The organism is Micromonospora sp. D93 (assembly GCF_018070365.1).
Classification (GTDB): domain Bacteria; phylum Actinomycetota; class Actinomycetes; order Mycobacteriales; family Micromonosporaceae; genus Micromonospora; species Micromonospora ureilytica.
Window position 1 is genome coordinate 43,730 of sequence record NZ_JAGPXW010000038.1, and the last position, 23,999, is coordinate 67,728.

At 71.1% G+C, this 23,999-nt stretch carries 25 protein-coding genes; 17 read left to right on the forward strand and 8 right to left on the reverse strand.

Annotated features, from left to right (window positions below; translation table 11 throughout):
* The first annotated feature begins 10 nt into the window (after positions 1 to 10).
* Positions 11 to 634 (forward strand): HAD family hydrolase, encoded by a 624-nt coding sequence (locus KBX71_RS30030; RefSeq protein WP_210821133.1) that lies wholly within the window; start codon positions 11 to 13, stop codon positions 632 to 634.
* A gap of 27 nt (positions 635 to 661) precedes the next feature.
* Positions 662 to 1,048: a cold-shock protein gene (locus tag KBX71_RS30035; RefSeq protein WP_030486362.1), complete on the forward strand. Its 387-nt coding sequence runs from the start codon at positions 662 to 664 to the stop codon at positions 1,046 to 1,048.
* Here KBX71_RS30035 and KBX71_RS30040 read toward each other — a convergent pair.
* Complete coding sequence (locus KBX71_RS30040) at positions 1,009 to 1,857, reverse strand: 1,4-dihydroxy-6-naphthoate synthase (protein WP_210821134.1); 849 nt, start codon at positions 1,855 to 1,857, stop codon at positions 1,009 to 1,011. The genes KBX71_RS30035 and KBX71_RS30040 overlap by 40 nt on opposite strands.
* A 740-nt stretch (positions 1,858 to 2,597) precedes the next feature.
* Between KBX71_RS30040 and KBX71_RS30045 the strand changes: the two genes are divergently transcribed.
* On the forward strand, positions 2,598 to 3,467 hold the full coding sequence (locus KBX71_RS30045) for a helix-turn-helix transcriptional regulator (RefSeq protein WP_307847390.1): 870 nt from the start codon (positions 2,598 to 2,600) through the stop codon (positions 3,465 to 3,467).
* Positions 3,468 to 3,480: 13 nt separating this feature from the next.
* On the opposite strand, the gene KBX71_RS30050 is transcribed toward KBX71_RS30045, so the two are convergent.
* The gene (locus KBX71_RS30050; RefSeq protein WP_210821135.1) at positions 3,481 to 4,131 is read right to left on the reverse strand and encodes a futalosine hydrolase; all 651 of its coding nucleotides are present in this window, start codon (positions 4,129 to 4,131) and stop codon (positions 3,481 to 3,483) included.
* Complete coding sequence (locus tag KBX71_RS30055) at positions 4,128 to 5,729, reverse strand: MFS transporter (RefSeq protein ID WP_124817144.1); 1,602 nt, start codon at positions 5,727 to 5,729, stop codon at positions 4,128 to 4,130. The genes KBX71_RS30050 and KBX71_RS30055 overlap by 4 nt, the downstream gene beginning before the upstream one ends.
* Positions 5,730 to 5,817: 88 nt before the next feature.
* Here KBX71_RS30055 and KBX71_RS30060 point away from each other — a divergent pair, with 88 nt between their 5' ends.
* A complete protein-coding gene (locus tag KBX71_RS30060; RefSeq protein ID WP_231396406.1) occupies positions 5,818 to 6,657 on the forward strand; it encodes a DUF3027 domain-containing protein in 840 nt (279 codons plus the stop codon).
* Positions 6,658 to 6,693: 36 nt separating this feature from the next.
* Here KBX71_RS30060 and KBX71_RS30065 read toward each other — a convergent pair whose 3' ends face one another.
* Positions 6,694 to 6,939: a DUF2530 domain-containing protein gene (locus KBX71_RS30065; protein WP_091395273.1), complete on the reverse strand. Its 246-nt coding sequence runs from the start codon at positions 6,937 to 6,939 to the stop codon at positions 6,694 to 6,696.
* An 88-nt stretch (positions 6,940 to 7,027) separates the two neighbouring features.
* On the opposite strand from KBX71_RS30065, the gene KBX71_RS30070 reads away from it, so the two are divergent.
* The 4 genes from KBX71_RS30070 (at position 7,028) to KBX71_RS30085 (ending at position 11,023) form a co-directional block, all read left to right on the forward strand.
* Positions 7,028 to 8,506, forward strand: a complete 1,479-nt coding sequence (locus KBX71_RS30070) for an NCS2 family permease (RefSeq protein WP_210821136.1) — start codon at positions 7,028 to 7,030, stop codon at positions 8,504 to 8,506.
* 114 nt (positions 8,507 to 8,620) lie between these two features.
* Positions 8,621 to 9,070: a MarR family winged helix-turn-helix transcriptional regulator gene (locus KBX71_RS30075; RefSeq protein ID WP_030486369.1), complete on the forward strand. Its 450-nt coding sequence runs from the start codon at positions 8,621 to 8,623 to the stop codon at positions 9,068 to 9,070.
* A gap of 72 nt (positions 9,071 to 9,142) precedes the next feature.
* Positions 9,143 to 10,426, forward strand: coding sequence for an MFS transporter (locus tag KBX71_RS30080; RefSeq protein WP_210821137.1), 1,284 nt, complete (start codon positions 9,143 to 9,145; stop codon positions 10,424 to 10,426).
* 87 nt (positions 10,427 to 10,513) lie between these two features.
* Positions 10,514 to 11,023, forward strand: a complete 510-nt coding sequence (locus KBX71_RS30085) for a hypothetical protein (protein WP_210821138.1) — start codon at positions 10,514 to 10,516, stop codon at positions 11,021 to 11,023.
* A 107-nt stretch (positions 11,024 to 11,130) separates the two neighbouring features.
* Here KBX71_RS30085 and KBX71_RS30090 read toward each other — a convergent pair whose 3' ends face one another.
* Positions 11,131 to 11,898 carry a helix-turn-helix domain-containing protein gene (locus KBX71_RS30090; protein WP_210821139.1) on the reverse strand — a complete coding sequence of 256 codons (768 nt, stop codon included), beginning with the start codon at positions 11,896 to 11,898 and terminating at the stop codon, positions 11,131 to 11,133.
* A 237-nt stretch (positions 11,899 to 12,135) separates the two neighbouring features.
* Between KBX71_RS30090 and KBX71_RS30095 the strand changes: the two genes are divergently transcribed.
* On the forward strand, positions 12,136 to 12,801 hold the full coding sequence (locus KBX71_RS30095) for a DUF4097 family beta strand repeat-containing protein (protein ID WP_210821140.1): 666 nt from the start codon (positions 12,136 to 12,138) through the stop codon (positions 12,799 to 12,801).
* 15 nt (positions 12,802 to 12,816) lie between these two features.
* Complete coding sequence (locus KBX71_RS30100) at positions 12,817 to 13,647, forward strand: alpha/beta fold hydrolase (protein ID WP_210821141.1); 831 nt, start codon at positions 12,817 to 12,819, stop codon at positions 13,645 to 13,647.
* A gap of 54 nt (positions 13,648 to 13,701) precedes the next feature.
* Here KBX71_RS30100 and sepH read toward each other — a convergent pair whose 3' ends face one another.
* The 3 genes from sepH to KBX71_RS30115 all read right to left on the reverse strand — a co-directional run bounded on the left by sepH (position 13,702) and on the right by KBX71_RS30115 (position 17,403).
* Positions 13,702 to 14,778, reverse strand: a complete 1,077-nt coding sequence (gene sepH / locus KBX71_RS30105; RefSeq protein WP_196928634.1) for a septation protein SepH — start codon at positions 14,776 to 14,778, stop codon at positions 13,702 to 13,704.
* A gap of 185 nt (positions 14,779 to 14,963) precedes the next feature.
* On the reverse strand, positions 14,964 to 16,091 hold the full coding sequence (serC, locus tag KBX71_RS30110) for a phosphoserine transaminase (RefSeq protein ID WP_210821142.1): 1,128 nt from the start codon (positions 16,089 to 16,091) through the stop codon (positions 14,964 to 14,966).
* A 205-nt stretch (positions 16,092 to 16,296) separates the two neighbouring features.
* The gene (locus KBX71_RS30115) at positions 16,297 to 17,403 is read right to left on the reverse strand and encodes a citrate synthase 2 (protein ID WP_124817122.1); all 1,107 of its coding nucleotides are present in this window, start codon (positions 17,401 to 17,403) and stop codon (positions 16,297 to 16,299) included.
* A gap of 278 nt (positions 17,404 to 17,681) precedes the next feature.
* Between KBX71_RS30115 and pdxH the strand changes: the two genes are divergently transcribed.
* From pdxH to KBX71_RS30150, 7 genes are all read left to right on the forward strand, one after another.
* Entirely contained in the window at positions 17,682 to 18,311 is a 630-nt protein-coding gene (gene pdxH, locus KBX71_RS30120; RefSeq protein WP_210821150.1) for a pyridoxamine 5'-phosphate oxidase, read from the forward strand.
* A complete protein-coding gene (locus KBX71_RS30125; RefSeq protein ID WP_196928633.1) occupies positions 18,308 to 19,606 on the forward strand; it encodes an MFS transporter in 1,299 nt (432 codons plus the stop codon). The genes pdxH and KBX71_RS30125 overlap by 4 nt, the downstream gene beginning before the upstream one ends.
* Positions 19,607 to 19,624: 18 nt before the next feature.
* Positions 19,625 to 20,554 carry an aldose 1-epimerase family protein gene (locus KBX71_RS30130; protein WP_210821143.1) on the forward strand — a complete coding sequence of 310 codons (930 nt, stop codon included), beginning with the start codon at positions 19,625 to 19,627 and terminating at the stop codon, positions 20,552 to 20,554.
* Positions 20,554 to 21,156, forward strand: coding sequence for a nitroreductase family protein (locus KBX71_RS30135; protein WP_210821144.1), 603 nt, complete (start codon positions 20,554 to 20,556; stop codon positions 21,154 to 21,156). The genes KBX71_RS30130 and KBX71_RS30135 overlap by 1 nt, the downstream gene beginning before the upstream one ends.
* 187 nt (positions 21,157 to 21,343) lie before the next feature.
* Entirely contained in the window at positions 21,344 to 21,649 is a 306-nt protein-coding gene (locus KBX71_RS30140; protein WP_030329612.1) for a type II toxin-antitoxin system VapB family antitoxin, read from the forward strand.
* Positions 21,650 to 21,693: 44 nt separating this feature from the next.
* Positions 21,694 to 22,857, forward strand: a complete 1,164-nt coding sequence (locus KBX71_RS30145; protein ID WP_210821145.1) for an acyl-CoA dehydrogenase family protein — start codon at positions 21,694 to 21,696, stop codon at positions 22,855 to 22,857.
* A 99-nt stretch (positions 22,858 to 22,956) separates the two neighbouring features.
* Positions 22,957 to 23,829, forward strand: coding sequence for a DUF4230 domain-containing protein (locus KBX71_RS30150; RefSeq protein WP_210821146.1), 873 nt, complete (start codon positions 22,957 to 22,959; stop codon positions 23,827 to 23,829).
* The last annotated feature ends 170 nt before the right edge of the window (positions 23,830 to 23,999 follow it).

Sequence of the window (23,999 nt, forward strand, 5' to 3'; positions counted from 1 at the left end):
GTTTCTCGACATGCCCGCACTGACCGTCGGATTCGACCTCGACATGACCCTGGTGGATTCCCGCCCCGGCATCGCCGCGACGTACCGGGCGCTGACCGCGAGGACCGGTGTGCCGGTCGACGCGGACCTGGCGGTGTCCCGGCTCGGGCCGCCGCTGCGTACCGAGATTGCGCACTGGTTTCCCCTGGATCAGGTCGAGTCGGCCGTGCAGGTGTACCGCGAGCTGTATCCGGCGTACGCGATCACCCCGACGCTCCTGCTGCCCGGCGCACGGGAGGCCATCGACGCGATCCGTGCGCGGGGTGGCCGGGTGCTGGTCGTCACGTCCAAGATCGGCCGGCTGGCCCGGCTGCACCTGGACCACCTCGGCCTCACTGTCGACGAGTTGGCCGGCGACCTGTTCGCCGAGCAGAAGGCGACAGCGCTGCGGGAGCACGGCGCCACCCACTACGTCGGTGACCACGTCGCGGACATGGTGGCGGCGGCAGCGGCCGGGGTGCCCGGCATCGGTGTCGCGACCGGCCCCTGCTCCGCCGATGAGCTGCGCGCGGCCGGGGCGGAAGTGGTGCTGAACGAGCTCACCGAATTCCCAGCGGCGCTCGACGGGATGATCCAGCTAGCCTTGGAGCAGTAGCGGCTCAAGTGAAGCAGGGGTTTTCAGGTGCCTACGGGTCGAGTGAAGTGGTACGACACGGCCAAGGGATACGGCTTCGTCACGAGTGACGAGGGCGGCGACGTGTTCCTGCCCAAGGGGGCGCTGCCGGCGGGTGTCACCGACCTCAAGGGTGGCCAGCGGGTCGACTTCAGTGTGGTGGACAGCCGCCGGGGCGCCCAGGCCATGGGAGTCAAGCTGCTGGACGCGCCGCCGTCGATGGCGGAGCTGCGCCGTCGGCCGGCCGAGGAGCTGCACGGCCTGGTCGAAGACATGATCAAGGTGCTGGAGGCGAAGGTCCAGCCCGACCTGCGCCGGGGTCGGTACCCGGACAAGAAGTCCGCGCAGAAGATCGCTCAGTTGGTCCACGCGGTGGCCCGCGAGCTGGAGGTCTGAGGCACCAGGCCGGCGGTGGCGGCCCGGTCGAGCAGTGCCGCCACCGCGGCGAAACCGGCCTCGCCCAGGTCTGCGGTGAACTCGTTGACGTAGAGGCCGATGTGCCGGTCCACCACGTCGAGTTCCATCTCCTGGGCGTGCGCCAGCACGTACTCCCGGCTGGCCGTCGGGTCCGCCCACGCCTGCCGGACCGACTCGCGGACCCAGCCGGCCGCGGCCTCCGGGTCCACCGCCCCACGACGGGCCAGGATCGCGCCGAGGGGGATGGGCAGGCCGGTGTCGGCCTCCCACCACTCGCCGAGGTCGACAAGGGCGCTCAGGCCGTGTCGGTGGTACGTGAATCGGGCCTCGTGGATGACCAGCCCGGCGTCGTAACGCCCAGCCGCCACGCCCGGCATGATCTCGTGGAACGGGACCACCTCGATCCGGGCCGGCGGCCGCCCGGCCGACCAGAGCCGGAACAGCAAGTACGCGGTGGTCCGGTCACCCGGCACCGCCACCGTGGCGCCGGTCAGGTCGGTGCGGTCCGGCCCGCCGTCCCGGTCGCCCCGGGTGAGCACCAGTGGGCCGCAGCCGCGACCGAGCGCGCCGCCGCAGGGCAGCAGGTGGTAGTCGTCGAGCAGCCATGGCAGCGCCGCGAAGCTCACCTTCACCAGGTCGAACGCGCCCCGCTCGGCCGCCGTGTTGGTGACGTCGACGTCGGCGTACGTCACCTCGACCGCAGGCGCGCCGGGCACCCGCCCGTGCACCAGCGCGTGAAAGACGAACGTGTCGTTGGGGCAGGGCGAGATCGCCAGGGAGAGCGCCACCCCCTCACGTTAGCCCCGTCCTCTGCCCGGGGCCCGTGCCCACCCCGCAACTGTGATCCGTGACCGTGACCGTGACCGTGACCGTGACCCGTGACCCGTGACCGGTGATCCGCGACTGGCGACTGGCGACTGGCGCCCGACACCCGTAACCGTGATCCGCGTCGGAGCGGGCGGCGGCCCGAACTCCGATGAATGCCCGCCGGGTGAACGACGCGCGGAAACGGCTGGCCCAGCAGGGTCGGGCACCCTCCCCACTCTCCCTTTGGAGCTGATGCCGTAAACGAATCGCCCAGAGTCGGTGACCGTGGTCCGGAGTTGGGGTCCTAGCCCGCTAGCCCGCTAGCCCGCTAGCCCGCTAGCCCGCTAGCCCGCTAGCCCGCTAGCCCGCTAGCCCGCTAGCCCGCTAGCCCGCAGCCCAGAGCCAGGGCCGGAGGCCGGGCGCTGGCGTTGAGGGTCGAGGGCTGGGGGCCGAGGGTTGAGGGTTGAGGGCTGGGAGCTGAGGGCCGACGGCCGAGGTCTGAGGGCTGGGAGCCGAAGGTTGAGGGCTGGGAGCTGGGAGCTGGGAGCTGGGAGCGGCTGGACCGCGGCGGGTCCGGGAAAGTGGTGATGCCGCAAACGATTCAGCTCCAAAGGGATCCGCAGAAGTAGGTCATCCACCGGTCGGAGGGGTTGTCCACAGGGTTATCCACAGCCCGACGAAGGGTGTTGATAGCTCGCTGACGAGTCGGGAACATCGGACTGTGACCGAGGCGAGTGACCACATCGACGAGGCCAGCGGAGCCGATCTCGGCCCGGCGCTCCGAGCCTTGCGGCGTACGGCCGATCTGAGTCAGCGGCAGTTGGCCGAGAAATCCGGGGTGCCGCAGCCGACGCTGGCCCGGATCGAGTCGGGACGGGCGGTCGATCCCCGATTCCGGACAGTGGAGCGCCTGGTGCGGGCGGCGGGTGGGAAGGTGGCGATTGGCGTCCCACCATTGATCTCCGGCGTCAGTGAACCCACGCCGGTCCCGCATGACGACATGCGGGACGAGGCAGGCCGCCGGTACCCGGCTCACCTGGACGTCTGGCCGGTCCACGAGCCTCGGGACTGGCCCGGCGCCTGGTGGGCGGAGTGGTACCGGTTGCCGCCTGAGCGGTATCCACTTCCGCTGCCACCGGCCGCGTACGAGCTGAACCGGCGCTATCGCGACAACCGGCGGTGGGGTGCCGAGGTGCGGCGGACTACGCAGGTGCGTCGGGTGACCGGTAGCGACCTGCCGGCCACCTGCTGGCGGTACGTCGCCGAACTGCCCCACGGGCAACTGGTTGGTGAGCTGCGGGCCCATGAGCGGAGCCCGTTCCTGGAGTACGGGGAGTGGCATCCGGACCAGCCGGAGCGGGAGATGGTGCTCGACGGCGTGCTCGTTGATGCCCGGTACCGGCGGTTGGGGCTTGGGCGCCGGCTGGTGACCGCATTGGTGACCGGGATGCGCGAGGCGGGCATCGACGACGCGGCCGCAATCGCCGAGGGATCCGGCACCGACCTGCTGCGGGCGTGCGGCTTCGAGATCGAGGCACGCCGCCCAGCCGCACTGCGCCTGGGAAACCCTGGCAAGCGCTGTTTCTCCTGAGCGCAGCGCCGGGTCAGCGCAGCGCCGGGGCTGCCGCGGTCAGGGCGGCGAGGGCTTCGTGCAGCCGCCAGGCGTCCCGGTCGCGGGGGCCGATCGGGTTGGAGATGGTGCGTAGTTCGGCGAAGGGCACCCCGGCCTGCGCCGCGGCGACCGCCACGCCGTACCCCTCCATGGCTTCGGCGACCGCTTCCGGATGCCTCCGGCGCAGCTCGTCGGTGCTGGTGGTGGTGCCGGTGACGGTGCTGACCGTGAGCACCGGGCCGGCCGTGGCCGTCGGGAGGGCGGCCCGCAGCGCCGCCAGCAGGCCCGGGTCCGCCGGCATTCTGCTGCCGGCGCCGAGCATCGCGAGCGGCATGCCCAGCTCGTCGACGGGGATGAAACCGTCGGGCGACTCGGCGCCCAGGTCGGCGGCGATGCTGGCGGTGCCGAGCACCGTGTCGCCGACCTCGGCCCGGCCGGTGAAGCCGCCGGCCACACCGGCGCTGACCACCGCACGGTACGGGCGGCCGGCGGCCTCGGCCAGCGCCAGCAGCCGGGCGGTGGCGGCACCGGCGACGGCCGGGCCCACACCGATCGGGGTGACGGTCACGGTGCGGTCGGTCAGCCCGGCGCGGACCGCGTCCGCCTCGGCGGGAACCGCCGTCACCACCAGCAGACCGGTCACGAGAGTGAGCCGGGGGACTCGCGCCGGGTTTCGTCGTCGGCCCCGCCTCCCGGCCCGCCAACCGCCGACGACGGACGGTAGATGTGGTAGCCCGGCGGGGCGAGGCTCGGGTCGTCGTGCTGCGGGGAGCTGGTCTGGGCCGGCGCCGGTGACGTGGGTGCGGGGTCTCCTGGCTCGTCCGCCAGCTCGGCCTCGGTCAGCTCGTCGTCGCCGAGCGGCCGGCCGGCCAGCTTCTCGCCGCGCAGCCGGGCGGCGGCCAGCACACCTCGGATCGCGGCCAGTACGCCGACCCCGGCGGCGACGGCGATGCCCATCCGACCATCGAACGGCACCAGCCCCAGCCCGCCGCCGGCGACGAAGGCGAGCATCAGCACCGTTTCGGAGTGGGCGAAGGAACTGGCCCGCAACCGTTCCGGGATGCGCTCCTGGATCGAGGCGTCCACTGCCAGCTTGGCTATCCCGCTGGCCATCGCGGCGACCAGGCAGAGCAGGGCGACCATCAGCAGCGAGAACTGGATGACGGCGAGCACCGCCACCCCGGCCACGATGATCATGCTGCTGGACTGGATGGCGGTCGGCCGATGGATGCGCAGTCGAGTGCCGATGGCGGTGGCCAGGAAGGTGCCGACCGCGAGCGCCCCGCCGACCACACCCAACGCCCACTCGGCGCCCAGATCCCGACCGAACACCACGGTGGTCAGGTCGCCCTTCTTGATCGCGAAGGCGAGGAAGAGCAGCAGGAAGCCGTAGAGCGCGCGTAGCGTCGCCGCGCCGATCAGGGTGGCGATCACCAGCCGGCCGGACGGTCGGCCCCGGCCCAGCGGCCGATCGCCACGGCGACGGCCCAGCGCGCGCAGTGGCCGGGGGACCCGCTCCGGTGGCTCCGAGTCAGCCTTCGGTGGCAGCCGCAGCGAGATCACCATGCCGACCAGGAAGATCACCGACGCGACCCGTAGCGGCCACTGCGGCCCGAACCAGAACGCGGCCAACCCGATCGGCGCCACCAGCGCGCCCGCGACCGTGCCGTAGACGCTGGCCCGGGCACCCACCTGGGACAGGCCGAGGCCCTCCGGCAACAACCGGGGCACCGCCGCGGAGCGGGCCACGCCGTACGCCCGGGAGAGCGCGAGCACCCCGAACGCGGCCGGATAGAGCCCGAAGCCGTGGATGTAGTCGGAGATCAACCAGGCCAGGAAGGCGCGGCCGAGCATCGTCGCGGCCAGGGCGTACCGCCGGCCGTGCCGGAAGTGATCCAGCAGCGGGCCCACCACCGGGGCGAGCATCGCGAACGGCACCATGGTCACCAGCAGGTAGAGGGCGACCTTGCTGCGGGCCTCGCCGAGCGGCACGTTGAAAAAGATCGTGCCGGCCAGACCAATGGCGATCAGAGTGTCACCGGCACAGGAGAGCGCGTGCAGGTCGAACAGGCGAACCATGCCGACCTCGCCGCCGGCGCCCCGGGCGCGGGCCCGACCGGCCCGGCGGGTCACCCAGCGGCCGCTGCCCACCGAACCGCGTAACAGCAGACGGATGGCACGAATGCCGGTGCCGACGGTCCGGCCGAGGACGGATCGCCCGGAGCGGGAGTACGACGGCATGTGCACCATCCTCGCCCATCCGATCCGGGTACGCCGCACCACCGCTGGGAAAGGTTCCCCGGGAGTCCCTGTCACCCCTGCGAGGCGCATGGGGAACAATGGTGAGGTGACCAGGCCCGCCTCCACCCGCGCCGCCCGTCTCGACCAGGTCTGCGCCGCCGCCGTCGAGGTGGCCCGCGCAGGCATCACCGAGGTGGACGCCGACGATGTCGGCGACCACCTGCAGGTCGTGGCCGAGGGTGATCGGCTGGTCACCCACTACTTCGAATGCCGTCTCGCCGGCTACAACGGCTGGCGCTGGGCGGTCACCGTCACCCGGGTGCCACGCAGCAAGACGGTGACCATCTGCGAGACGGTGTTGCTGCCCGGCCCGGACGCGCTGCTCGCGCCCGGCTGGTTGCCCTGGCAGGAGCGTCTCAAGCCGGGCGATCTGGGCCCGGGCGACCTGCTCCCGACCTCCCCCGACGACGATCGACTGGTCCCGGGTTACCTGCTCTCCGACGACCCGGCGGTCGAGGAGACGGCATGGGAGTTGGGCCTCGGGCGCGCCCGCGTGCTCTCCCGGGAGGGGCGCATCGACACGGCGCAGCGCTGGTACGAGGGTGACCACGGCCCCGCCGCGGCCATCTCGACCGCCGCTCCGACCGCCGCCCGCTGCGGCACCTGCGGCTTCTACCTGCCGCTGGCCGGTGCGATGCGGCAGGCATTCGGGGCGTGTGGCAACTTCTACGCCCCCGACGACGGCCGGGTGGTGAGCGCCGATCACGGTTGCGGCGCTCACTCCGAGACGTTGATCGAGGCGGCAGAGACCGCGGTCGAGGAACTGCCCACGGTGTACGACGACAGCGCCGTGGAGGCCATGTCGGTCAGCCGGGCACCGGGCTCGGTCGAGGCCGCTGAGCCGGCGGAGCCGTACGGGCACTCCTGATCGTCCGCGCCGGAGTGGTCCGGCGCGGTGGCCAGGTCACCTCGCGCGGCGTCGGCGTCGGTTGGCGTCGTGCCGCATCATCACGGCGAGGCCCGGGAAGCCCCAGAGGAAACCGGCGAGGCAGGTCCAGAGCCAGTTCTGGTGACCGTGGTCGGTCAGCCAACCCCGGAAGAAGATCAGCAGGACCAGCCCGGCCACCGCCCACGCGATCAACCCGGCGAGGGCGAACGGCACCATCGGCGGATCCAGTGGTGCGGGCCGCGGTGGCTGCTCGTTCGGCATTCGGCAAGCGTACGGGATCTGCTTCCCCTGCCCACCGACGATCTGGGACGATGCGCGCGACAACTGGAAGATCACCTGCGAGGACCTGATGGCAGTAGCGCCGCCCGAGAACGGCACACCTCCCAATCCCGCTCATCCGCGTAACGGTTTCGACCGGTTCTTCGAGATCTCCGCCCGTGGCTCGACGTTGAGCCGTGAGGTACGCGGTGGCCTGGCGACCTTCTTCACGATGGCGTACATCGTGGTGCTCAACCCGCTGATCCTGGGCGGCGCCGTCGACGGTGACGGCAAGAGCCTTCCGATTCCCGCACTGGCTGCCGCGACCGCGCTGGTGGCCGGTCTGATGACCATCCTGATGGGTGTGGTCGGCCGGTTCCCGCTGGCGCTCGCCGCCGGTCTGGGCGTCAACGCGCTGGTGGCGTACGAGATCGCTCCCGAGATGACCTGGGCCGACGCGATGGGCCTGGTGGTGATCGAGGGTCTGATCATCGCGGTGCTGGTGCTGACCGGTCTGCGGACCGCTGTGTTCCGCTCGGTGCCGACCCAGCTGAAGACCGCGATCGGGGTCGGCATCGGCCTGTTCCTGACCATCATCGGCCTGGTGGACGCCGGCTTCGTCCGGCGCATCCCGGACGCCGCCAACACCACGGTTCCGGTCGGCCTGGGCATCGGCGGCAAGCTGGTGAGCTGGCCGATGCTGGTCTTCGTGGTGGGCCTGCTGATCACGCTGGTGTTGGTGGTCCGTCGGGTGAAGGGCGCGATCCTGATCGGCATCCTCGCCTCGACGGTGCTGGCGGTGATCGTCGAGGCGATCGGCAACATCGGCCCGTCGTTCGTCAACGGACAGCCCAACCCGAAGGGCTGGTCGCTGAACGTGCCGGAGTTGCCCAAGACGGTGGTCGACCTGCCGGACCTGTCGCTGCTCGGCAAGTTCAACGTGCTCGACTCGTGGGGCCGGGCCGGTTGGCTGGTCGTGCTGATGTTCATCTTCACGCTGTTGATCACGGACTTCTTCGACACCATGGGCACGATGGTCGCGGTCGGCCAGGAGGGCGGCCTGCTCGACGAGCAGGGCACCCCGCCGAAGGCCAAGGAGATCCTGCTCGTCGACTCGATCGCGGCGGCGGCCGGCGGTGCGGCCAGCACCTCCAGCAACACGTCGTACATCGAGAGTGCCGCCGGTGTCGCGGAGGGTGCGCGGACCGGCGTGGCCAACCTGGTCACCGGCGCGCTCTTCCTGCTCGCGATGTTCCTGGCGCCACTTGTCGTGATCGTGCCGTTCGAGGCGGCGTCGACGGCCCTGGTGGTGGTCGGTTTCCTGATGATGACAGCGGTGCGGACGATCGACTGGTCGGACTACGAGATCGCCATTCCGGCGTTCCTCACCATCGTGCTGATGCCGTTCACCTACTCGATCTCCAACGGGATCGGCGCAGGTCTGATCACCTTCGTGGTGGTCAAGCTGGCGCGGGGCAAGGCCCGGGAGGTCCACCCGTTGCTGTACGGGGTGGCCGCGCTGTTCGTGCTGTACTTCCTGCGTGGGCCGATCGAGTCCCTGGTGCTCTGAGACACGTCCGGGCGGGGAGTCGATCAGGGTTCCCCGCCCGTACCATCTGAATCCCCTCGTGAGCCTGGTCATAACGGATCTCGTTAGCCATGCTCATTAGTTAGGCTAACTACTGTGACGGAGCGGACGGTGACGGCGGAACGCGTGCCACCGGCGCAGCTGGCTCCCCAGCTGCGTGATGCGATCACCCGACTCAACCGGCGGGTCCGACAGGCCCGACCGGTCGGCGACCTCACGGTCACCCAGGTCTCCGCGCTCACCAGCCTGCGGCTGGCGGGCGCGATGACACCCCGGGAGCTGGCCGACGTGGAGCGGGTGCAGCCGCCGACGATGACCAAGATCGTCGGGAAGTTGGAAGACCGCGGCCTCGTGCGGCGGACACCCCATCCGACCGACGGCCGGCAGGTCATCCTCGCGGCGACCGAAGGAGGGCAGGCCGTGCTCGACCAGTTCGAGCGGGCCCGCGACGAGTGGCTGGCCCACCGGCTGGCCGCACTCGACGAGGACGAACGGGAGACCCTGCAGAGGGCCGCCGAGATTCTCCAGCAGCTCGCTCGCGCCTGAGCCGCACCCGCGCCACCGGGTCCGTGCCGTCACCTGTCGATGACGCGTACGTCCGGAGGAGGCGCACCAAGAGTGCAGGCGAAGCTGAGCACGATGTTCCAGTCCCTACAGGTCCGCAACTACCGCCTCTTCGCATCCGGGCAGCTGATCAAGTTGATCGGCGTCTGGATGATGTTCATCGCCCAGGACTGGCTCGTCCTCGAGCTCTCCAACAACTCGGCGACCGCGCTCGGCGTGGTCACCGCCTGCCAGTTCACCCCGGTGCTCCTGCTCACCCTGCTCTCCGGCCGGCTCGCCGACCGGTACGACAAGCGGGTGCTGCTCTTCGCCGCCAACGCTTTCTGGAGCCTGCTGGCGCTCGGCATGTCCCTGCTGGTCCTCACCGACCTGGTGCAGCTCTGGCACGTCTTCGCCTTCGCCGCGCTGCTCGGCACGGCCAATGCCGTGGAGACCCCGGTCCGGCAGGCGTTCGTCTCCGAACTGGTCGGCACGCCGCTGCTGCCCAACGCGCTGTCGCTGAACGCCGCCGTGTTCAACTCCGCCCGGATCGTCGGCCCGGCCGTCGCCGGCCTGGCCATCGCCGCGTTCGACGTGGGCCCGGTCTTCCTCTTCACCGCTGTCAGCTCCATCGCGCCCCTGGTCAACGTGGTCCGGATGCGTACGGCCGACCTGCACCGCGACGCCCTGCTGCCGCGCGACGAGCGGGCGTCCGCCCGGGTCGTCGACGGCCTGCGGTACGTGTGGCGTCGCCCCGACCTGCTGCTGCCGATGGCGATCATGTCGGTGATCGGCATGTCGCTCTTCAACTTCCAGCTCACCCTCGCCGCGTTGGCGAAGACGGTCTTCCACACCGGCGCTGCCTCCTTCGGCCTGTTCAGCACGGCGCTGGCCGTCGGCGCGCTCGGCGGCGCGCTCAGCGGCACCGGTCGCCGTAGCCGCCCGTCGGTGTGGCTGGTGCTCGGCGCGGCGATCGCCTGCGCCAGCTTCGGCACCCTGGTCGGCCTCTCCTCGGCGTACTGGCTGGTCGTGGCCCTGCTGGTGCCGACCGGCTTCAGCATGGTGTTCTTCGCGCAGGCCGCCAACCAGCGGATCCAGATGGGCGTCGACGCGGCCTTCCGCGGACGGGTGATGGCCCTGTGGGTGCTGGTGTTCCTGGGCACCAACCCGGTCGGCGCGCCGTTGATCGGCTGGGTCGCGGAGCACTACGGTGCCGGTGCCAGCATCTGGATGGGCGGGCTCATCTCGCTGGCCGCCGCGCTGATCGCCCTCACCTGGCAGTTGCGCCACTCCGGCGCCCGGCTGCGTTTCCGGGTGCTGCCGATGCCCCGTTTCTACGTCACCTCCACCGACTGCTGAGGTTTACCACCGGCGCTGGCCGCGTCCCGTTGCGCGGATGCGGCCAAATCGCTGGCGGGGTGGCACGGTGGGGCTTAGCGTCGATACGTGGGAGTCGGACGTGCGCTGATGCTGGCCCTGGCGTTCCTCGCCGTGGCCAGTCTGCCGGCGGCATTCGCGCTGCTCTTCTGCTACGACGAGATCCTCGACCGGGTGGTCTGCGGCTGGTCCGAGTGGCGTGACCGCCGACGGGAGAAGCGCACGATCGCCCGTCTCGACCGGGCCGTCGAGGCCGACGCGCTGACCCGGGACATCGACCTCAGCCAGTTCGACAGCACTGACCGTCGGCCGCTGGAGCAGCTCGCCGCGGACCTGCGCCGTCTCGGTGGTCAGCGGGTCGGCGGCACCGGCCGGTCGATGGTCTGGCACAGCGCGCTGCTCCAGGCGTACGACGACCGGCTTCGCCTCGCCTGCCGCGCCCTCGGCATCACCGAGCACCTCGCCGAGCTGGAGGGCGTCGATCAGGAGATCGAGCGGGTCCGGGTGGAGGGCGTGCTGCACGCCGCCGGGCTGGCCCTTCCGGCGGCCCGAGCTGGGCTTCGGCAGCGGCACCGCTGACCGGCCACACGCTGTGCGACTCTTCGTCGCGGTCCGGCCGTCCGTCCAGGCCGTCAATCATCTCGCCGCACAGGTCGCCCGTCTGCGCCTCGCGGCGGCCGAGCGCGCTACGAACGGATCGCCGCCTGGTCGCTGTGACCCGGTGGCACGTGGCTGGTCGCGGTGGAAGGCCTGCTGCGGAGAACCTCGCGGGCCTGTTCGGCGGAGCGGGTGATGCTTTCGCTGATGAAGTCGAGGAAGCGGGCGATGTTCTCCAGACGGGCGGCGGCGGGAGTGTGCGCGCCGAGGAGGGCGACGCCCTGGCGTGCGGTCGCGACGAGATGGTCGTTGGCCCGAGCGCTGGCGATCGTCGCCTGGTAGAAGAGCTCGTCGTCGACGACGTAACGCTCGCGGCGGCGTTCGTCGCGTTCGCGGCGGACGAGGCTCTGGCTCTCCAGGAAGGTGATCGCCTTGGAGATCGACGCCGGGCTGACCTGGAGGCGCTGGGCGAGCTCAGACGCGGTGCGGCTGCCTGAGTCGGTGAGGAACAGATTGGTCAACACTCGGGCCCCCATCTTGTTCAGACCGGAGGCCATGAGGACGGTGGTGAACGTCTCCTCGTAGTCGGCCATGGCCTGGGCGTCGCGTCCGTCTGGTCGGCGGGCCGCCTCGGCCTGACGGGAGGGGACTGGCTTGCGCCGGTGGGCGCGGCGCTCGGTCGCGTGGTGGGCCAGGTCGGCGCGGTAGCCGGTGGGGCCGCCGTTGCGCATCACCTCACGCGTGACCGTTGAGGTGGGACGGTCGAGGCGTCGGGCGATCTCGGCGTAGGGGAGGCTGTCGGCCAGCCCCAGCGCGATCTGCTGGCGTTCCTGCTGGCTGAGCCTGCCTCCCGGCATCGCGATCCCCCTCGTGGTCCCGTAGGGCGGCCGCCCCGACCCCGTCACCATAGCGTTAACCCGCACGCCAATGCAACGAAGATGGGGATGGCGTTGCATTAGATTCAGGGTCGTTGCAACAACTTTACGAGGTTGAGCAGCGAAAACACTGATTTGCTGCAACAAGGTTGTTGCAAAAACTGGAAAGCAACGTAGCGTTTCCCACATCAGAAACAAGCGCCAACCTGGGAGAGCACGATGCAGACGTTCGACACCCCCGCCCCCATCTCCGCCGTCCTGGACATCCCCGCCGGACGCATCCAGCTCATCGCCGCGGACCGCGCCGACACCACCGTCGAGATCCTCCCGGCCGACCCCACCAAGAGCAGCGACACCAGGGCCGCCGAGCAGACCACCGTCGTCTATGCCGACGGCGTCCTGCGAATCACGACCGCACGTCCCATCAACAAACTCTTCGGACCCTCCGGCTCTGTGGAGGTCACCGTCCGGGTGCCCGCCGACTCCCATGTCGAGGCCAGGACCGCCAGCGCCGAGCTTCGGGGCGTCGGCCGCCTCGGCGACGTCGCCTTCGACGGGGCGTACCGGGAAATCAAGATTGACGAGGCGGCGAGCGTTCGCCTCACCGCGATCGACGGCGACGTCGAGGTCGGCCGGCTCCACGGCGCCGCCGAGATCAGCACCGGCCGGGGTGACATCAGGATCGGCGAGGCCATGCGCGGCAAAGTCGTCCTCCGTACCCAGTCCGGCGACATCTCGGTCGCGGCGGCGGCCGGCATCTCGGCCGCCCTGGACGCCGGCACCGGCCACGGCCGGGTCAGCAACGCCCTCAGGAACGACGGCACCATCGAGCTCGACATCCACGCCAGCACCATGCAGGGCGACATCCACGCCCGCAGCCTCTGAAAAGGACGGATCGAGATGACGAACAACAGCATGTCCTCGACCAGTACGGCGTGGACCGGCATGGTGTCGGTCGACGACACGGCCCTGGCCGTCACCGACACCGGCGGTCCCGGCACCCCCGTGGTCTACCTCAACGGCCAGTTCGCCACCCAGGGCTACTGGCGGCGGGTCATCGCCGACCTGGGCACCGGGTTCCGGCACATCACCTACGACGAGCGGGCTCGCGGCAGGAAGTCGAAGCGCTCAGGCGACTACTCGTTCGAGGCGGCCGTCCGGGACGTCGACGCCGTTCTCGCCGCCCGGGGCGTACACCAGGCGGTGCTCGTGGGCTGGTCCTACGGAGCGGTGGTCGGGGCACACTGGGCCAACCGGAACCCGGAACGCGCCCTGGGCGCGGTCCTGGTCGACGGCGCGTTCCCGCACGACTGGCTCGACGAGGCCATGGCGCAGCGGATCCGCAAGATGTTCCGACGGATGAACCTGTTCATGCCGCTGCTGCGCCCGACCGGCCTGACCCCACGAATGAACGCCGACCAGATGGCGGACAGCAACATCGAACTCGGCGAACTCTCCCGCGAGCGCGAACTGGGGCCGGTGCTGGACGCCATCACCGTCCCGGTGCGGTACGTGGTCGCCTCCGGGACGTCCCTCGGCAGTCGGGGTGACGAGCAGGAACAGATCCGGGCCAGCCTCGACGCGGTGACCGCCCGTAACCCGAACATCACGATCGGCGCGAAGGTCGCCAGCAACCACGGCGCGATCCTCAAGAAGGACTTCCGGGCCGTCGCCGACGCCGTACGCGGGGTCGCCGCCCCTCGTCGCGAAGGCGCCGGAGACACTCGGTGAGGTCCAGACACTCGCGTTGACGGGTGGTGCACTGTCACCCGTCAACGCGAAGCGTCAGGAGGATTCGCGGGCGGCCGGGCCGCTGCCGAAGAGCACGTCGTCCCAGCTCGGCAGCCGCTTGCGTGGCTTGCCGTTGGCGTCGGTGGACTCGCCGGAGGCCGCCGCAGCGGCCGTCCGTCGGGGTCGCAGCACCGCCAGCGACGGCACGGCCGGCACCTCCTTGGGCGCGTCCGAGTCGTCGTCGAAGGCCGACCCCTGGCCGCCGCCGAGCAGCGCGGCGGCACCCCCAGCGACGGGCCGCTGCCGAGGCGCATCGGACCCGGCAAGAGCAGCCGGGGTGCGCGGCTCAAGGCCACGACCCGACGAGCCGCCGAGCGGGCGGTCCAGGGAGGCGAGCAGCGCGTCCCGGCCAGCCCGGATCGGATCGCGGCCGGGGCGCGGGTGCTCGGACGCGGCAGGCAACCCGTGCCCACCACGGCTCGGCTCGCCACGCGACGGACCAGGCAGGCCGTGCCCCGTCCGCTCCGGTGCCGGCTCCTGACCGAGGATCGGCGTGGGCCGCTCGGCGCACAGATACTGCGCCATGTCGTCGTGCGGCGTGACCACCTGCCGGGCCTTGTCCATGTCCCAGATGGCCTGCGCGGTGGCCTTGCCGGACGGCCAGGTGGCGATGATCCGCCAGGTGCCGTCGTCGCGCCGGTAGGCGTCCCAGGAGATCTTCTCGGTGTCGATGCCGTGCTGGCTCAGCCGACCGTTGACCACCTCGGCGAGCGGGGTGGGCTTCTCCGCACCCTTGAGGCGGGTGCGACGGGCGTGCTGGGCGAGCATCGCCCGCTCCTGGAGCACCGGGCCTGCGTAGCGCAGCACCCGGTCGACCGGCACCCCGGCGATGCGGGCGACATCCTCGGCGGACTCACCTGAGCGAATGCGGGCCTGGATGTCCCGAGGAGACAGTGAGGGAATCGGATCGGCGGTGGTCGGTGCCACCGCGAGCGGCGGGGCACCCGGCTCGGGGTGCATCACGCCGGCGATGCGTTCGTCGATCGGCAGGGCGAGAAGTCGCCCCACCTCGTCGGCGAGCACCAGGGCCTGGCCGTCCTCGGAGAGGGCGACGAAGCGTACTGGGCGCATAGCGTTGCCTCCGTCCCGCTTCGCTGGCCGCACGCCACGAGTCGGCCACCCAGGCGTCTCGGACCACCGTACGCGCATCTGCCTCAGGGTGGGGGAAGCGACACCCCGCATGTCGTGACTGAGCTGCGGCGATGACTACGGTCGGTGTCCGTGGAGGCTCCAACGGACACCGACCGTGACGAACGTCAGAGTCGCTCGACCACGTAGTCGATGGACGCGGTCAGCGCCTCGACATCGGCCGGCTCGACGGCCGGGAACAGCGCCACCCGCAACTGGTTGCGACCGAGCTTGCGGTAGGGCTCAGTGTCCACGATGCCGTTGGCGCGCAGCGCCTTGGCGATCGCCGTGGCGTCCACCCCGTCGGCGAAGTCGATGGTGGCGACGACGTTGGAGCGCAGCGCCGGGTCGGTGACGAACGGAGTGGCCACACTGGACCGCTCGGCCCAGCCGTAGACCGTGGCGGCGCTCTCGGCGGTGCGCTTCGACGCCCAGGCCAGACCGCCCTGCGCGTTCATCCAGTCGGTCTGCTCGGCGGCCAGGAAGATGGTGGCCAGCGCCGGTGTGTTGTAGGTCTGCTCCAGCCGCGAGTTGTCGATCGCGGTGACCAGGTCGAGGAAGGCGGGGATGTAGCGCCCGGACGCCTTGATCTCGGCGGCCCGGTCCAGTGCGGCCGGGGACATCAGGGCCAGCCAGAGACCGCCGTCCGAGCCGAAGCACTTCTGCGGAGCGAAGTAGTAGACGTCGGTCTCGCCGACGTTGACCTCCAGGCCACCCGCGCCGGAGGTCGCGTCGACCAGCAGCAGCGCGCCCTCGTCGGCCCCGGCCACCCGGCTGATCGGCACGGCCACACCGGTCGAGGTCTCGTTCTGCGGCGTCGCGTACGCGTCGACGCCGGACTCGGCGACCAGGGCCGGTGCGCTGCCCGCGTCGGCCTTGCGGACGGTCGGCTCACCCAGGAACGGGGCGTCCTTGACCGACTTGGCGAACTTGGCGCCGAACTCGCCGAAGCTGGCGAACTGCGCCCGGTCGCGAATCAGGCCGAAGGTGGCGACCTCCCAGAACGCTGTGGTGCCGCCGTTGCCGATCACCACCTCGTAGCCCTCGGGCAGCGAGAAGAACTCGGCGATGCCGGAGCGCAGCCGGGCCACCTGGTCCCGGACCGTCTTCTGCCGGTGGGAGGTGCCGAGGTAGGTGGTCGCGACCTCGGCGAGAGCGGACACCGCCGCCGGGCGAACCTTGGACGGGCCGCAGCCGAAGCGTCCGTCGGCGGGCTTGATCTCATCGGGAATCCGGATGATCGGTGCGTCAGCCACGGTCTTGAAGATCCTTCCGCAAGGGCGAGGGCGGGCCCGGCGACACTGCCGGCCCCCATCCTCGCACCCGGGCCGGACCGCGATGGGCGGGGTCCCGGCGGTCGGTCTGAGTCCTTCGCCACAGTCGGCTCCGGCAGCCGTCGACCGGGCGTCGAAAGGGCCCCTCCCCGACGCCCGGCGTCGAGGAGGGGCCCTTTCCTACCGCTCAGACGCCGTGCGGGATGGCCGCCCAGCCCTCGACGTCGGACGGCTTGCGGGCCTCCGGGCCGATGTAGCGGGCGGACGGGCGGACCAGCCGCTGGAGGCGCTTCTGCTCCAGGATGTGCGCGCTCCAGCCGCCCATCCGTGCGCAGGTGAACATCGAGGTGAACATGTGCGCCGGCACCTCGGCGAAGTCCAGTACGACGGCCGACCAGAACTCGACGTTGGTGGCCAGCACCCGGTCCGGGCGGCGGGCCTGAAGCTCGGCGAGGGCGGCCTTCTCCAGCGCCTCGGCGATCTCGAAGCGCGGCGCGCCCAGCTCCTTGGCCGTGCGCCGGAGCACTCGGGCGCGCGGGTCCTCGGCACGGTAGACGCGGTGGCCGAAGCCCATCAACCGCTCGCCGCGGTCGAGGACGCCCTTGACGTAGCCCTCCGCGTCGCCGCTGCGCTCCACCGCCTCCAGCATGGTGAGCACCCGGGACGGGGCGCCGCCGTGCAGCGGGCCGGAGAGGGCGCCGATGCCCGACGAGATGCAGGCCGCCGCGTCCGCCCCGGTGGAGGCGACGATGCGAGCGGTGAAGGTGGACGCGTTCAGGCCGTGCTCGGCGGCCGAGATGAAGTACGCGTCGACGGCCTTGACGTGCCGTGGGTCGGGCTCACCGCGCCAACGCTTCATGAAGCGCTCGACGATGGTCTGCGCCTTGTCGATCTCCTTCTGCGGCACCGCCGGCAGGCCGAGGCCGCGGGCGGACTGGGCGACGAAGGAGAGCGCGGTCACCGAGACCCGGGCGAGATCCTCACGGGCCCGCTCGTCGGAGATGTCCAGCAGCTGGTTGAGACCCCAGTACGGGGCCAGCATGGCCACCGCGGACTGCACGTCGACGCGGATGTCACCGGAGTGCACCGGCACCGGGAACGGCTCCGCCGGCGGCAGGCCCGGCCCGAAACGGCCGTCGACCAGCAGTGCCCACACGTTGCCGAACGACACCTGACCGATCAGATCCTCGATGTCGACTCCGCGATAGCGCAGCGCGCCGCCCTCACGGTCAGGTTCGGCGATCTCGGTCTCGAAGGCGACGACGCCCTCCAGCCCGGGTTTGAAATCGGCCATGTCGCTCTCCTGGATCTGGTCGGTGCGCCCGATCGCTCATCCGGCCCGATCGGCCGAGCGCCTTAGGCGACCCTCAGGGATGTGTTCGGAACATACTGCCTGCTGAGTAAGGGATACGCGACCCGCTGCGACTGTGCTGCACGCGACATCCCCGGGCGCGCATTCTCCGCCCCGCTCAGTGAGACTGGGCAGGGTGGGCTGGCCAGCGCGGGAGGGCGTTGGCTGGGCTCCCGAGAAGGAGTGGGGACGTGACGGGTGACACACCCGCCCCGGCTGCGATGCGTAACGAGTACGCCGCGGACCTGGGCCTGACCGAGGCTGACCTGGCCGTCGACTGGCACACCCAGTTCGACAACTGGTTCGCCGACGCGGTGGCCTTCGGGCTACCCGAACCGAACGCCATGGTGGTGGGCACCGCCGACTCGGCGGGCCGGCCGAGCGGACGGACGGTGCTGCTGAAGGGGTACGACAGGGAGGGCTTCGTCTTCTTCACCAACCACCTGTCGCGCAAGGGCGTCGAGGCGGCCGCCAACCCGTACGCCAGCCTGGTCTTTCCGTGGTTTCCCATGCAACGCCAGGTGGTGGTCGCCGGGCCTGTCGCGCACGTCGACCGCGCCACTAGCGAGGCGTACTTCGCCAGCCGGCCGCGCGGCTCCCAACTGGGCGCCTGGGCCAGCCCGCAGTCCCAGGTCGTGTCGGGCCGGGCGGTGCTGGAGGAGCGGTACCAGGAGGCGGCCGAGCGGTTCGCCGACCAGGCCGAGATCCCGACCCCGACGCACTGGGGCGGGCTGCGGGTCCAACCCGAGTCGGTGGAGTTCTGGCAGGGTCGGGCCGGCCGGCTGCACGACCGCCTCCGCTTCCGTCGCCTCGACGACTGTGGCTGGACCGTCGAGCGGTTGGCGCCGTGACGGGTGTGCGGGAGACCCGGCCGCGCGCAGCGCGCCGCTGGGCGATCGACGTGCGCCCGCTGCGGGTTCCGGCGTACCGCCGGCTCTGGCTCGGCAACACCGTGGCGATGTTCGGCTTCCAGTTCACCGCCGTCGCGGTACCTGTGGAGATGTACGCCCTGACCCGGGACTCGTTCTGGGTGGGCCTGCTGGGAGTGGCTGCCTTCGTACCGTTGCTGGTCTTCGGGCTCTGGGGCGGCGCGGTTGCCGACGCCCGCGATCGGCGCGCGGTGCTGCTCGGTGGCTCATTGTTGCTCTGGGCATCGACCCTCGGTCTGTTGGTCCAGGCGCTGCTGGACGTGGGCAGCCCGGTGCTGCTGTTGGCGTTGATGGCGTTGCAGTCGGTGGCCTTCGCGATCAGCTCGCCGGCCCGCAGCGCCATGCTGCCCCGGCTGGTGCCGGAAGACCTGGTGGCGTCCGCCACCACCCTGAACTACACGACCTTCACCGCCGCCTCGGTCGCCGGTCCGCTCGCCGCCGGCCTGATCCTCTCCGCCTCGCCGGACACCACCGTGGTCCTCCCGATCGCGTACGGGCTGGACGCGGTGCTGTTCACAGCGATGCTCTGGGCCGCGCTGCGGCTGCCCTCCCTCCCGCCCGAACCCACCGCCGACGGTCAGGCCCGGCGTGCCGGTCTGGCCAGCGTCGTCGACGGGTTCCGCTACCTGGCCACCACCCCGGTCCTGCTGCTGTCCTTCGGGGTGGACCTGATCGCGATGATCCTCGCCATGCCACGGGCCCTCTTTCCGGAGATCGCGCACGAACGCTTCGGCGGCGGTGGCTCGGTCGGCCTGCTCTACAGCGCCATCGCGATCGGCTCGATGATCGGTGGGCTGACCTCCGGCTGGATCGGCCGGCTCCGCCGGCAGGGGCTCGGCCTGGTACTCGCGGTGGTCGGCTGGGGTCTGGCGATCGCCGCGGCGGGGTTGGCGCACCAGCTCTGGCTGATGGTCGTGCTGCTCGCCGTGGCCGGCGCCGCCGACCTGATCAGCGCCGTGCTGCGGCAGTCGATGCTGCTGGTCTACGCACCGGACCGGATGCGCGGCCGACTCCAGGGCGTCAACACGGTGGTGGTGGCGGGTGGCCCACGCCTGGGCGACCTGCGCGCCGGCACCATGGCCGCCGGGTTCGGCGGCGGGGTGGCCTGGGTAGCCGGTGGGCTCGCCTCCGCGGTGCTCGTGGTGGTGCTCGCTGTCGCGTTCCCGGCGCTGCTGCGCTACCGGGCGGCGACGGCGTCGAGCGAGGACCGGACCTGACCGGTTAGGGTCGCCGGCATGGAAAGCCCCGATCCGCGTCCGTTCTCCGGCGCCCAGTGGACCATCTCCGCCGCCGGCCACGAGGCCGTCATCGTGGAGGTCGGCGGTGGGCTCCGGACGTACCGGCACGACGGTGTCGACCTGCTCGACGGGTACCAGACCGACGAGGTCTGCCCCGGCAGCACCGGGCAGGTGCTGGCGCCCTGGCCGAACCGGATCCGCGATGGTCGCTACCCGTTCGGCGGGCGGACGCACCAGCTCGCACTGACCGAGCCGGAGCGGCACGTGGCAATCCACGGGCTGGTCAACTGGGTGCCGTGGCAGTTGCTGGAGCAGTCGGCGGACGCCGTGACGGTCGGCTACGACCTGCCGCCGCAGCTCGGCTACCCGTGGCCGCTGCGGCTGCGCAGCCGGTGGAGCGTCGACGCGGACGGGTTGCGCGCCGAGCACGAGGTGACGAACACCGGCGGGGAGCTGGCGCCGTTCGGTTTCTCCGTGCACCCGTACCTGCAACTTGCGGGCGTCGCGGTGGACGACCTGGTGCTGCGGCTGCCCACCCGGAGCCGGGTGCTGGTGGACGGTCGGCTGCTGCCGGTGGGGGTGACGCCGGTGGCCGGCACCGAGTACGACTGGACCAGCCCTCGCCGGATCGGCGCCGCCGTTCTGGACTCCTGCTTCGGTGAGGTGATCCGGGACGCCGACGGCGGTTCGTCGGTGAGCCTCTCCGCCCCGGACGGTTCGGCCGGGGTGAGCATCTGGGCGGACGCCGAGTTCGGCTGGTGGCAGGTGTTCACCGGGGACGCCCTCACCGGCGAGCGGCACCGCCGCTCGGTGGCGGTCGAGCCGATGACCTGCCCACCTGACGCGTTCCGGTCGGGCAAGGATCTGCTCACGCTCAAGCCCGGCACTACCTGGCGAGGTGCCTGGGGCATCCGCCCCGGCGTCTGATGGAGTTCGCCGAGGTCGTCCGCCGTCGGCGGATGGTGCGCAACTACGACCCGGACCGTCCGGTCCCGCCCGACGTGGTGGACCGGCTGCTCGACCACGCGGTCCGCGCGCCGTCGGCCGGCTTCGCCCAGGGCTGGGGCTTCCTGGTGTTGGAGGAGCCGGCCGACCGGCAACGATTCTGGGCCGTCACCACCCCCGATGGCGGTGGGCGGGAACGCTGGCTCGCGGGTATGCGCCGAGCGCCACTGATCGTGGTGCCGCACGCCAACGAGTCGGCCTACCTGCGGCGGTACGCGGAGCCGGACAAGGGCTGGACGGACCAGTCCACGGATCGGTGGCCGGTGCCGTACTGGCACGTGGACGCCGGCTTCGCCGCCTTGCTGATGCTCCTCACCGCCGTGGACGAGGGGCTGGGGGCGTGCTTCTTCGGCATTCCGCCGCAGCGGATCGCCGCCTACCGGGACGCGTTCGGCGTGCCGGCGGAGTATCAACCCATCGGTGCCGTCACAATCGGTTACCGGGCAGCCGACCATCGGTCACCGTCGTTGCGCCGTGGGCGTCGTCCGATGGACGAGGTCGTGCGCCGCGGCCGGTGGAACTGAGTCGGACGTCCCGTTCGTCCGGTTGAGGATCGGACGAGCGATAGCGAAACTGACATCAGGGAGCAGAACGCAGCGTGCGCTGGGCGGCTAGGCTGGCACGGTCATCGGTGCCGCGCCGCGCGGTGCCCGCCGCGGCCCGGCTCGGCGCCGTCGGTCGGCCCGGCCACGGGGAGGGGAGCGTGCCGTCGTGATCTTCAGAGCGGTCCGGGACGGGCGTCCCTATCCGGAGCACAATCTGACGCTCAAGCAGTGGGCGGAGATCCCGCCGCGACCACTGCGCCTGGATCAGATGATCACCACCAAGCGCGAGTTGGCGCTGGACAAACTCCTCGCCGAGGATTCCACCTTCTACGGTGACCTCTTCCCGCACGTCGTGCAGTGGAACGGCGGGCTCTACCTGGAGGACGGGCTGCACCGGGCGCTGCGGGCAGCTCTCCAGCAGCGCAACCAGATCCACGCGCGGGTGCTTGTGCTCTCCGAGCCCATCGAGTGACGAGCCCTTCTTTCGCGCGCTGAACCTTCGTTAGGGTGGCGTCCATGACCGCTCCGCTGGACCTGCTCGACCTGGACCCGTCGCTCACCGAGGAGGAGCGGCAGATCCGCGACGTCGTCCGCCAGCTCGTCGACGACCGGGTGCGACCCCACGTCGCCGACTGGTACGAGGACGGCAAGGTGCCCGCCCGGGAGCTGGCCCGCGAGTTCGGCAAGCTCGGTCTGCTCGGCATGCACCTCACCGGCTACGGCTGCGCCGGCGCCTCCGCTGTCGCCTACGGGCTGGCCTGCCAGGAGCTGGAAGCCGGGGACTCCGGCCTCCGCTCCCTGGTCTCCGTGCAGGGATCCCTCGCCATGTACGCCATCTGGCGCTATGGCAGCGAGGAGCAGAAGCAACACTGGCTGCCGTCGATGGCCACCGGTGAGGCGATCGGTTGCTTCGGCCTGACCGAGCCGGACCACGGCTCAGACCCCGCCTCGATGGCCACCCGGGCCCGCCGCGACGGCGACGACTGGGTGCTCACCGGCGGGAAAATGTGGATCACCAACGCCCCGATCGCGGACGTCGCGGTGATCTGGGCGCGCACCGACGACGGCGTACGGGGTTTCGCCGTACCGATGGACACGCCCGGCGTCACGGCCCGGGAGATCCGTCGCAAGATGTCGCTGCGCGCGTCGGTGACCGGCGAGATCGTGCTCGACGACGTCCGGCTCCCGGCCGACGCCCAACTGCCCGAGGCGGTCGGGCTCAAGGCGCCGCTGAGCTGCCTCACCGAGGCCCGCTACGGCATCGTCTGGGGCGCGGTCGGCGCGGCCCGCGACTGCCTGGAAACCACACTGGCGTACGCGACCACCCGCACCCAGTTCGGTCGCCCGCTGGCCGGCTTCCAGCTCACCCAGGCGAAGCTCGCCGACATGGCTGTCGAGTTGGTGAAGGGGCAGCTGCTCGCGCTGCACCTGGGCCGGCTCGCCGACGCCCGCCGGCTGCGGCCCGAGCAGGTGAGCGTGGGCAAACTGAACAACGTGCGGGAGGCGCTGGCCGTCGCCCGGCAGTGCCGCACCATCCTCGGCGCCAACGGCGTCTCCGGCGAGTACCCGGTGATGCGGCACGCCAACAACCTGGAGAGCGTGCTGACCTACGAGGGCACCTCCGAAATCCACCAACTGGTCATCGGGCAGCGGCTCACCGGGCTCTCCGCATTCGCCTGACCTGCTCGTTTGTCGCTTCCTGGCGCTCGCCGCGCGGCTGTCGTATCGGGGCCGTACCGTCATTGACAGACGACGTGTCTGACGAGGACGGTGAGCGTGATGGCCCGCGACGCTGGCAGCAACGAGCCCACGAGGGAGTTCCCCGGTTACCCGACCGGCGACGATCTCAAGGCGCGGTCGACCGCGACACCCGAGTGGGCCGCGGATACACCCGGCGACCCCGTCGGGCCTGCGGGTCCCGGTGGGCCTACTGGTCCCGGTGGCCCTGGCGGCCCCGGTGGGCCCGGTGGTCCGACGGGCGGTGGCGATGGCCCCGCCGGTGGTGGTGGCGGTGGGGCGGCCCGAGGTCTGCTCCTGCTGCTCGGCGCCGCCGCGCTGGCCGTGGTCGTGCTGCTCGGCATTCAGGCGACCGGCATCCTGCCGGAGTTCCGCAACCCGTTCGCCAAGGAGCAGACCGACCGCAGTCAGCCACCGCTGCTGAAGTCGATCCAGGACCTCAGCCGCTACGTGGCCGCCGAAGGCAACTTCCAGGTCGTTGTCGACACGCAGAACGACAGGCGCAACGTTCCGGACTTCCTGCTCAACGAGCGCACCCTGTTCGTCGGTGCCGGCAGCGTCGAGGCGTACGTCGACTTCACCAAGATCGCTGAGGGTGCCGTCGTCCAGTCCGCCGACGGCAAGTCCGTCGAGATCAAGCTGCCCGCGCCGCAGCTCGGCGAGACCAACCTCGACATGGAGAAGAGCTACGTCTTCGCCGAGGAGCGCGGTCTGCTCAACCGACTCGGTGACCTGGTGGGCAACGACCCCAACCGGCAGCAGCAGGTCTACCAGCTCGCCGAGGACCGGATCACGGCCGCCGCCCGGGACAGCGGGCTCTCCGCCCGAGCCGAGGAGAACACCCGCAAGATGCTGGAGGGGCTGCTCCGCTCCCTCGGGTACCAACAGATCACCGTCACCTACATAGCCCCCTGACCTACCCCACCCCTGGTACGCCGAAGCGCCCGCCCCGACTGTCCTTGAGTTCCAGGGATCGTCGCAACACGGTGGGCTAGTTCTGGGCTGACGCCAGGAGTTTAGACAGGCACTCGGTTGGGCTCTCCCAGCCGAGTGCCTTCCTGGGGCGGGCGTTTAGTTCGGCAGCG